9 protein-coding genes are annotated in these 7,694 nt (G+C 44.9%); all 9 read left to right on the top strand.

The genetic code is table 11. From position 1 onward, the window contains the following. Positions 1-562 (top strand): DegT/DnrJ/EryC1/StrS family aminotransferase (locus Q0314_RS03285; protein ID WP_298056457.1); only part of this gene is annotated, 562 nt, incomplete at its 5' end. Between the two features lie 13 nt (positions 563-575). Next, positions 576-1,268: a pseudaminic acid cytidylyltransferase gene (pseF, locus tag Q0314_RS03280; protein WP_298056460.1), complete on the top strand. Its 693-nt coding sequence runs from the start codon at positions 576-578 to the stop codon at positions 1,266-1,268. A gap of 6 nt (positions 1,269-1,274) precedes the next feature. Further along, positions 1,275-1,499, top strand: a complete 225-nt coding sequence (locus Q0314_RS03275; RefSeq protein ID WP_298056454.1) for a hypothetical protein — start codon at positions 1,275-1,277, stop codon at positions 1,497-1,499. Then, positions 1,489-2,349, top strand: a complete 861-nt coding sequence (gene pseG / locus Q0314_RS03270) for a UDP-2,4-diacetamido-2,4,6-trideoxy-beta-L-altropyranose hydrolase (RefSeq protein ID WP_298056452.1) — start codon at positions 1,489-1,491, stop codon at positions 2,347-2,349. Before Q0314_RS03275 ends, pseG begins: the two co-directional genes overlap by 11 nt. After that, positions 2,334-2,810, top strand: a complete 477-nt coding sequence (pseH, locus tag Q0314_RS03265) for a UDP-4-amino-4,6-dideoxy-N-acetyl-beta-L-altrosamine N-acetyltransferase (protein WP_298056449.1) — start codon at positions 2,334-2,336, stop codon at positions 2,808-2,810. The genes pseG and pseH overlap by 16 nt, the downstream gene beginning before the upstream one ends. A gap of 8 nt (positions 2,811-2,818) precedes the next feature. Continuing rightward, positions 2,819-3,856 (top strand): pseudaminic acid synthase, encoded by a 1,038-nt coding sequence (gene pseI / locus Q0314_RS03260; protein ID WP_298056447.1) that lies wholly within the window; start codon positions 2,819-2,821, stop codon positions 3,854-3,856. After that, the gene (locus Q0314_RS03255) at positions 3,849-5,918 is read left to right on the top strand and encodes a 6-hydroxymethylpterin diphosphokinase MptE-like protein (RefSeq protein ID WP_298056444.1); all 2,070 of its coding nucleotides are present in this window, start codon (positions 3,849-3,851) and stop codon (positions 5,916-5,918) included. The genes pseI and Q0314_RS03255 overlap by 8 nt, the downstream gene beginning before the upstream one ends. A 71-nt stretch (positions 5,919-5,989) precedes the next feature. Then, positions 5,990-6,775 (top strand): ABC transporter permease, encoded by a 786-nt coding sequence (locus Q0314_RS03250; RefSeq protein ID WP_298056439.1) that lies wholly within the window; start codon positions 5,990-5,992, stop codon positions 6,773-6,775. Continuing rightward, the coding region (locus tag Q0314_RS03245; RefSeq protein ID WP_298056437.1) for an ABC transporter ATP-binding protein at positions 6,772-7,694 on the top strand (923 nt) is incomplete at its 3' end. The genes Q0314_RS03250 and Q0314_RS03245, both read left to right, overlap by 4 nt.

Here is a 7,694-nt window from a genome sequence, read left to right as displayed (position 1 = left end):
GACCAACGACGACGAGATAGCGCGCCTAGCACGCCTCTACCGCTCGCACGGCATAGCCAAAAAACGCCTCTGGGACAGCGACCAGAGCTTGCTTGGCTACAACTACCGCCTACCCGACGTCGCCTGCGCGCTAGGGCTAAATCAGCTAAAAAGGCTAGACGAAACCATCGCGGCGCGCGAGAAAATCGCTAAATTTTACGACGAAAAATTTGAGAAAAACCCGTATTTTAGCGTGATCAAGCTACCTAGCGACGTCGTTAGTTCGCGCCACCTCTACCCTATCTTGCTATTTCGCCAGTTTTGGTGCGCCAAAGAGGACATTTTCGCCGCCCTTCACGAGCGCGGTATCGGCGTGCAGGTGCACTATAAGCCGACTTATAAATTTAGCTTTTACCGCGAGCGCTACGGCGATATCTCGGTGCCTAGCGCCGAGGATTTTTACGCCGCCGAGCTTAGTATCCCGTGCCATCAGTGCATGAGTTTAGAGGACGCAAATTTCGTCGCAGATACGCTTTTTGAGGTTTTAAAGAGCTTTGATACGCCGCAAGGCTGCAGGGTTTAGGGCGGTAAATTTGATGAGAGATAACCAAAATCGCGCCCTTTGCGTCATCCCGGCTCGCGGCGGTAGCAAGCGCATACCGCGCAAAAACGTTAAAGATTTTCTAGGCAAGCCGCTGATAGCCTACAGCATCGAAGCGGCGCTAAATTCGGGCGTTTTTGAGCGAGTGATCGTTAGCACCGACGATGCCGAGATCGCGGACGTAGCAGTCAAATTCGGTGCGCAAGTTCCGTTTATGAGAGATGCTGCGCTGAGCGACGACTACGCCACCAGTAGCGACGCCGTAGCGGACGCAGCGGCGAGGCTAGGCGGATATGCTCACGTTTGCTGCCTTTACGCGACCGCGCCGCTCATCACGGGTGAAATTTTACGCGAGGCGTACGGCAAATTTGAGGAAGCCGGGTGCGAGTTTTTATTTTCCGCGACCGAGTTTAGCTTCCCTATCCAGCGCGCGATCAGGCTTAGCGAGGACGGCGCAGTGAGTATGTTTTACCCGCAGTTTGCGCTAACTCGCTCGCAGGATTTAGAGCGAGCCTATCACGACGCAGGCGCGTTTTATTTCGGCAGGCGCGAGGCGTGGCTGGAGAAAAAACCGATCTTTGCGCCGCACTCAAGGGCGTTTTTGCTTCCGCGAAATTTGGTCTGCGATATCGACACGCCCGAGGATTTTGAGTTTGCGCAGAAGCTTTACGAGATAAATTACCGCTGAGGAAAAATGCAAAAAGATTACCTAAAAGCCAAAATATCGGTAGCTAGAACGCTCATGCAGATCTTTGCGGTTGCGGGGATCTTGCACATATTTTATCTGGCGGCTAGCTACCGCGGCTTAAACGAGCTTCAGATTATATTTTTCGCCGCGGCCGGCGCCGTTTACCTCATCGCCGCCGTGTGTTTGACGCTTAGAATTTTAAATTTGGCGGAAAAACTCGATGAATTTTAACAAAATCTCAAATCTAAAAACTCTCATCCGCGCAGATAGCGGCTCGAAAATCGGGCACGGACACGTTAGACGCGACCTTATCTTGGCGCAAAATTTTAAAGACGTCAGCTTTGCTTGTATCGACCTGCCGGGTAGCCTAGCAGGCGAGATATCATACCCCGTTTTTACGCTAAAAAGCATGGGCGTAAGCGAGCTAGTAAATTTGATAAAAGAGCATAAATTTGAGCTTCTTATAATCGATCATTACGGCATTAGCGCGGCGGATGAAAAGCTAATCAAAGAGCAAACGAACGTCAAAATTTTAAGCTTTGACGACAACTATAAAGAGCATTTTTGCGACTACTTGCTAAACGTAAATATCTACGCCCAGCCCCAAAAATACGCAAATCTAGTGCCGAAAGGCTGCGAGCTAATATTTTCGCCGCTAGTTAGGAGCGAGTTTTATGGCGAAGCAAAAATCAAACGCGAGAAAAAATTTAATTACCTCATCGTGCTAGGTGGCACTGACGCGCTAAATTTAACGGCTAAAATCGCCTCAAATTTGCTCGCTAAAAACAAAAAAGTGGCCGTCATTACGACGAGCGCGAACGTAAATTTATCAAATTTGCAAATTTTAGCGGATAGCGAGCCAAATTTTAGCCTTTTTATAAACCCAAACGAGGTGGCGCGACTGATGAACGAGAGCGAAATTTTAGTGATTTCAGCTAGCTCGCTCGTAAACGAAGCGCTGGTTTTGGGCGCTAAATTTAAAGCCGTGCGCGTCGCGGACAATCAAAACGAGATGGCGCAGTGGCTAGCCGCAAATGGGCGCGATATCTACGAGTCGGATGAGATATGCTTGAACTTATAAATTTTACCGACCTAACGGACGAGCAAATTTTGATGATTTTGCGCTGGCGAAACGACGAGCGAGTCGCGAAGTATATGAAAAACAAAAGCGTGAGCGAGCAAGAACACAGAAAATTTATCGCAAATTTGAAAAATGACGAAACGAAAAGGTATTTTTTGGTAAAAGAGGATAGCGACTACATCGGCGTTATCGATTTCGTGGATATCGAGGCGGACTCGTGCGAATTTGGCATTTACGCAAATCCTGAGCTAAAAGGCAAAGGCAAAGTCCTAATGCAAACAATCGTAGAATACGCCGCCAAAACGCTTAAAGTCGGCGAGCTAAAATCGTGCGCCTACAACGAAAACGAAAAAGCGATCACGCTATACCGAAAATTCGGCTTTGAAATTTACGAGCGCGACGAGCAAATGAGCTATATGTCGTTATCTTTACGCAAACTTGATATAATGGCTAAAAGTTAGGAAAATTTATGAAAATAGCAAATTTCGACACGGACGAAAAGGTATTTATCATCGCCGAGCTCTCGGCAAATCACTCCGGCAGCCTGCAAACGGCGCTTGACACGATCAAAGCCGCTAAACGCGCAGGTGCGGACGCTATAAAGCTGCAAACATACACGCCTGATAGCCTCACGCTAGATTCGCGCGGCGAGGACTTCATGATAAAAGGCGGGCTGTGGGACGGGGCAAATTTATACGAACTATACCGGCAAGCCCTGACGCCTCGCGAGTGGCACGAGCAGCTTTTTGAGGCGGCTCGGGACGAGGGGCTAGTCTGCTTTTCAAGCCCGTTTTGCAGAGACGACGCGGACTTTTTAGAGAAATTTAACCCGCCCGCTTACAAGATAGCAAGCTTTGAGGTCACGGACTATGATTTCGTGCGGTACGTCGCACTCAAGGGCAAACCGATCATCATCTCCACGGGCATCGCGACCGAGCAGGAAATCGCCGACGTCGTGCAAATTTGCAAAGATGCGGGAAACGAGCAGATCGCGCTTTTAAAATGCACGTCTAGCTACCCTGCTCCGCTTGATGGGATGAATCTATGCACGATTGCGGATATGAAACGAAAATTCGGCGCTGAGGTCGGCTTTTCAGACCACACGCTAGGTATCGTAGCGCCCGTAGTAGCCGTGAGTCTAGGCGCCCGCATCGTAGAAAAGCATTTTATCCTAGATAAAAGCGTTCGCAGCGTCGATGAGGCTTTTAGCTTGGACGAGCGGGAATTTAGCGAAATGGCAAAAGCCGTGCGAGACGCCGAAGCGCTGCTTGGCAAAGTAAACTACGAGCTAGACGACAAAGCCGTGCAAAATCGCCGCTTTTCGCGCTCGCTTTACGCCTGCGCGGATATCAAAGAGGGCGAAATCTTTAGCGAAAAAAACGTAAAAAGCGTACGCCCGGGATACGGCTTGCACCCTAAATTTTTACCCGAATTACTAGGCAAAGAAGCAAAAAGAGATATAAAATTTAGCGAGAGAATCACAAAGGAGGATATATATAATGGCTAAGAAAAAAGAGGACGAGTACCTAAAACTAAATAGCTTACAAAAAAAAGGCGCTCGCGAAAATCAAACAAGCGGCAAAGGCGATAAAAATATCGATGAAACCGTCACAAATATTGCAAATCCTATTTTCAAAAAAAATCTTCAAGCGCTTTTTCAACAGGACGAAATTTTAGCCGCGCGCCTTTGGGGCATGAAAGAGACCGAAAAATACGATGTTTTTATAGGAAAAGATCCGATAGATATAAACATCATCGACAATAAAACCCTAAAATACGTCTACGAAAGTCCGGCTAAAGATGTTCTACACATCCTAGAGTCGACCGAAAAAGAGTATAAAAGATATCCTATCATGTATTTTTACGGTCTTGGCAACGGTATTTTTTATAAAGCCTTGCTAAAAAACGAAACGCATCAAAAGGTTATCGTCGTAGAGCCCGAAATAGAGATTATTTATATAGCATTAAATTTAATCGACTTATCGGATGAACTGATTAGCGAAAGGCTAGTTTTATTTTTCTCAGAATTTGCGACATACTCGCAGTTTTATTTTGCGGTATCGAGCCAACTTTTCTCTTCATACGCAAAAACTTATAACCTACACATCCACACGCCGTTTTATGAAAATTTCCATGAAGATATCGTGAGAATAAACAAAGACTTCACCAAGGCTATATCTCAAATGGTCGTCGCTCACGGCAATAGCATAGACGATACTCTAATAGGCATAAAACACCACATAGAGCATATTCCGGAGATGGTTACAAACTATTGCTATACGGATCTAATCAAAAAAAGACACGGACTCATGGATACGGCAATCATCGTATCCACCGGACCGAGCCTAGATAAACAGCTTGAGGCGCTTAAAAAATTTGCGCCGTATTTTACCGTTATCAGCCTTGACGCGTCGTATCCTATTTTATTAAAGCACGGTATAAAACCGGACTACGTAACCTCAATCGAGCGCGTAGAGGCTACGTCCAGCTTTTTTAAAAACAAAAACAAAAAAATAGACGAAGATATTTACTTTATAGTAGCGTCGCTAACACATAAACAAACGGTAGATAATATTTTACCGCGCCGACTAACTCTCACGATGAGGCCGCAACAAAGCGAAATGGCGTTTAATATGCCAAAATACGGCTATCTCGGCATCGGCCACTCTACGGCAAACCAGGCTTATCAGTTGGCTTACGCTCTCGGACATAAAAATATTATTTTAATAGGCCAGGATTTAGCCTTTGCCCCGGACGGCAAATCTCACGCCAGCGGGCATGCATTTGCTCAGGCTGACGAATACCTATACGTAGAAGCTTACGGCGGAGAAGGTGAAGTAAGAACGACCTATATATGGGACAAATTTAAAAATCAGTTTGAAAAAGATATAGAGCAGGCTAAAAACGAGCAAATCACTACCTATAACTGCACAGAAGGCGGTGCTAGAATACAAGGAAGTATCGAAAAACCGTTTTTGGAAACTGCAGAAGAGCTTAGCAAAGATAAAAAAGTAAAAAAACTACCGCACATAGAAAAAAACAGCAAAAAAACGGCAAACAAAGACCTGCTCAAAGCCTACAAATTTATCGTAAAAAAAGTACAAACTCAAAATAAAGTAAAACAAAGAATAGAAAAAACATTCCTAGAACTAGTTCCCAAGATCGATAAGATAATGAAGATCAAAGATGAAGGCAAAGCGGACGAAAGCCTATTTGATCCGCTAGTAAAAATTATCGACAAAATAGATAAGCTAAAAAATTACATTAGCGGACAAAATCTAAAAAAATATATAGAAAACGTCTTGCAAATCGCCGTATATCATCAAGAACTAGAGCTGGCCAAAATTTCGGTCGCACCCAGCGATACTAAAATGGAAAAAGTAAACAAGCTGCTCGAATGGGCCGAGATGCACAAATACTGGATGTTTTCGGCTGCAGGCGGTATAAATGCTGATATGGAGGTAACCAAAAAAGCGTCCGAAAATTTAGTCAAAGAGCTAAAGAAGCGAGGACTAATAGAAACAAGCGAAATCGGAGAGGTGAAAGAGGAATTTAAGCTAAGCATTTAAATTTCGATTTTTCTTTATTTTTAGCCTTTATTTGGTAAAATCACGCAAATTTAGCTAAATCGGACGAAAGATTGTTTTCAAATATTTATACGTATAGGTTTTTTATCGTAAATTCGGTCAAAAACGAGTTTATAACCAAATTTGCAAAAAGTAAACTGGGCGTAGCGTGGGCGATACTCCACCCGCTAGCCCAGGTGCTCATCTACGCGACCATACTCTCCTCGGTACTCTCAGCCAAACTGCCCGGCATCGATAGCAAATACGCATACGCAATCTACCTAATGAGCGGAATGCTTTGCTGGATGCTTTTTAGCGAGATTTTTTCGCGCTGCATCGGCATTTTTACCGATAACGCCAACATAATCAAAAAAATGTCTTTTCCCAAAATCGTCCTTCCGGCTACCGTAGTTTTAAGCTCAGTGATAAACAATCTTATTTTATTCGCCGCAATAGCAGTCGTATTTGCTTTTTTGGGACATTTTGCTGGCGCAAATTTGATTTTTTTGCCGATTTTGTCCGTCATTACTATGATGCTAGCCGTAGGGTTCGGGCTGTTTTTCGGCGTGATAAACGTCTTTATGCGCGACGTAGGCCAGATCATCGCCATCGTCTTGCAGTTTTTATTTTGGCTAACGCCCATCGTTTATATGACGAGCATTTTACCGTCAAATTTGCAAGAGCTAATCTACATAAATCCGCTTGTGGGCGTAGTTAGCGGCTATCACGATATTTTGATTTACGACAAGATGCCCGATTTTTCGCTTTTGATTTATCCGGCCCTTATCGGCGCGGCAAGCCTTGGAGCCGCATTTTTCGTTTATAAACGAGCCGAAGAAGAGATGGCGGACGTTTTATGATTTTGTCGGTTCAAAATATCTGCAAAACTTACTTGGACTACGAGAGCAACTTTAAGCGATTTGCCTCGTGGTTTAGCAACAATAAAGAAGAAAAAAACGTAAAAACCGTGCTAAAAGACGTAAGCTTTGACGTGGGAGCCGGCGAGGTAGTCGGGCTAATCGGTCAAAACGGAGCAGGCAAGAGCACCCTTTTAAAAATCATATCGCACACGCTAAAACCGTCAAGCGGCCGAGTAACGAGCGGGGCTAAAATTTCGTCCATCTTAGAGCTAGGCATGGGCTTTCACGGCGACCTAACGGGTAGGCAAAACGCCTATCAGTCCTGCTCTCTCATGGGCTACTCAAAAGAGCAGATCGACGAAATAATAACCTACATCGAAGACTTTGCCGAGATAGGCGAGTATTTTGATTATCCAGTGCGAATTTACAGTAGCGGCATGCAGATGCGCCTTGCTTTTTCGGTCGTCACGGCAAATCGCCCCGATATACTTATCATCGACGAGGCGCTATCGGTCGGCGATGTGTATTTCCAGCATAAAAGCTTTGATAAGATAAAAGAATTTAAAAGCCTAGGCACGACGCTCATCATCGTTTCGCACGATAGCGGCGCGATAAAATCGATCTGCGATCGCGTGATCTTGCTAGAAAAAGGTCAAATTTTAAAAGACGGCGAGCCTGAAGCCGTGCTTGATTATTACAACGCCCTAATCTCAAAAAAACAAGACGTACAAATCTCGCAAGTGGCCCTAGAAAACGGCAAAATCGCAACAATATCCGGCAACAAAAAAGCCTGCATAAAAAACATTGAAATTTTAGACGCCGCAGGCAAAAAGATACAAAATTTAGAAGTCGGCAGAAAAATCAAGCTAAAAGTAACGGTGCTGGCAAACGAAAATTTGCCCTCGCTGGTACTGGGCTA

Source organism: uncultured Campylobacter sp. (assembly GCF_938040115.1).
GTDB lineage: Bacteria > Campylobacterota > Campylobacteria > Campylobacterales > Campylobacteraceae > Campylobacter_A.
Note: the sequence above shows the minus strand (reverse complement) of the source record. Positions and strands in the feature narration are given on the sequence as shown.

Excerpts from the sequence above, each read along its gene's own strand:
- pseF (WP_298056460.1), top strand. The coding sequence starts at position 576 with ATGAGAGATAACCAAAATCGCGCCCTTTGCGTCATCCCGGCTCGCGGC.
- Q0314_RS03275 (WP_298056454.1), top strand. The coding sequence starts at position 1,275 with ATGCAAAAAGATTACCTAAAAGCCAAAATATCGGTAGCTAGAACGCTC.
- pseG (WP_298056452.1), top strand. The coding sequence starts at position 1,489 with ATGAATTTTAACAAAATCTCAAATCTAAAAACTCTCATCCGCGCAGAT.
- pseH (WP_298056449.1), top strand. The coding sequence starts at position 2,334 with ATGCTTGAACTTATAAATTTTACCGACCTAACGGACGAGCAAATTTTG.
- pseI (WP_298056447.1), top strand. The coding sequence starts at position 2,819 with ATGAAAATAGCAAATTTCGACACGGACGAAAAGGTATTTATCATCGCC.
- Q0314_RS03255 (WP_298056444.1), top strand. The coding sequence starts at position 3,849 with ATGGCTAAGAAAAAAGAGGACGAGTACCTAAAACTAAATAGCTTACAA.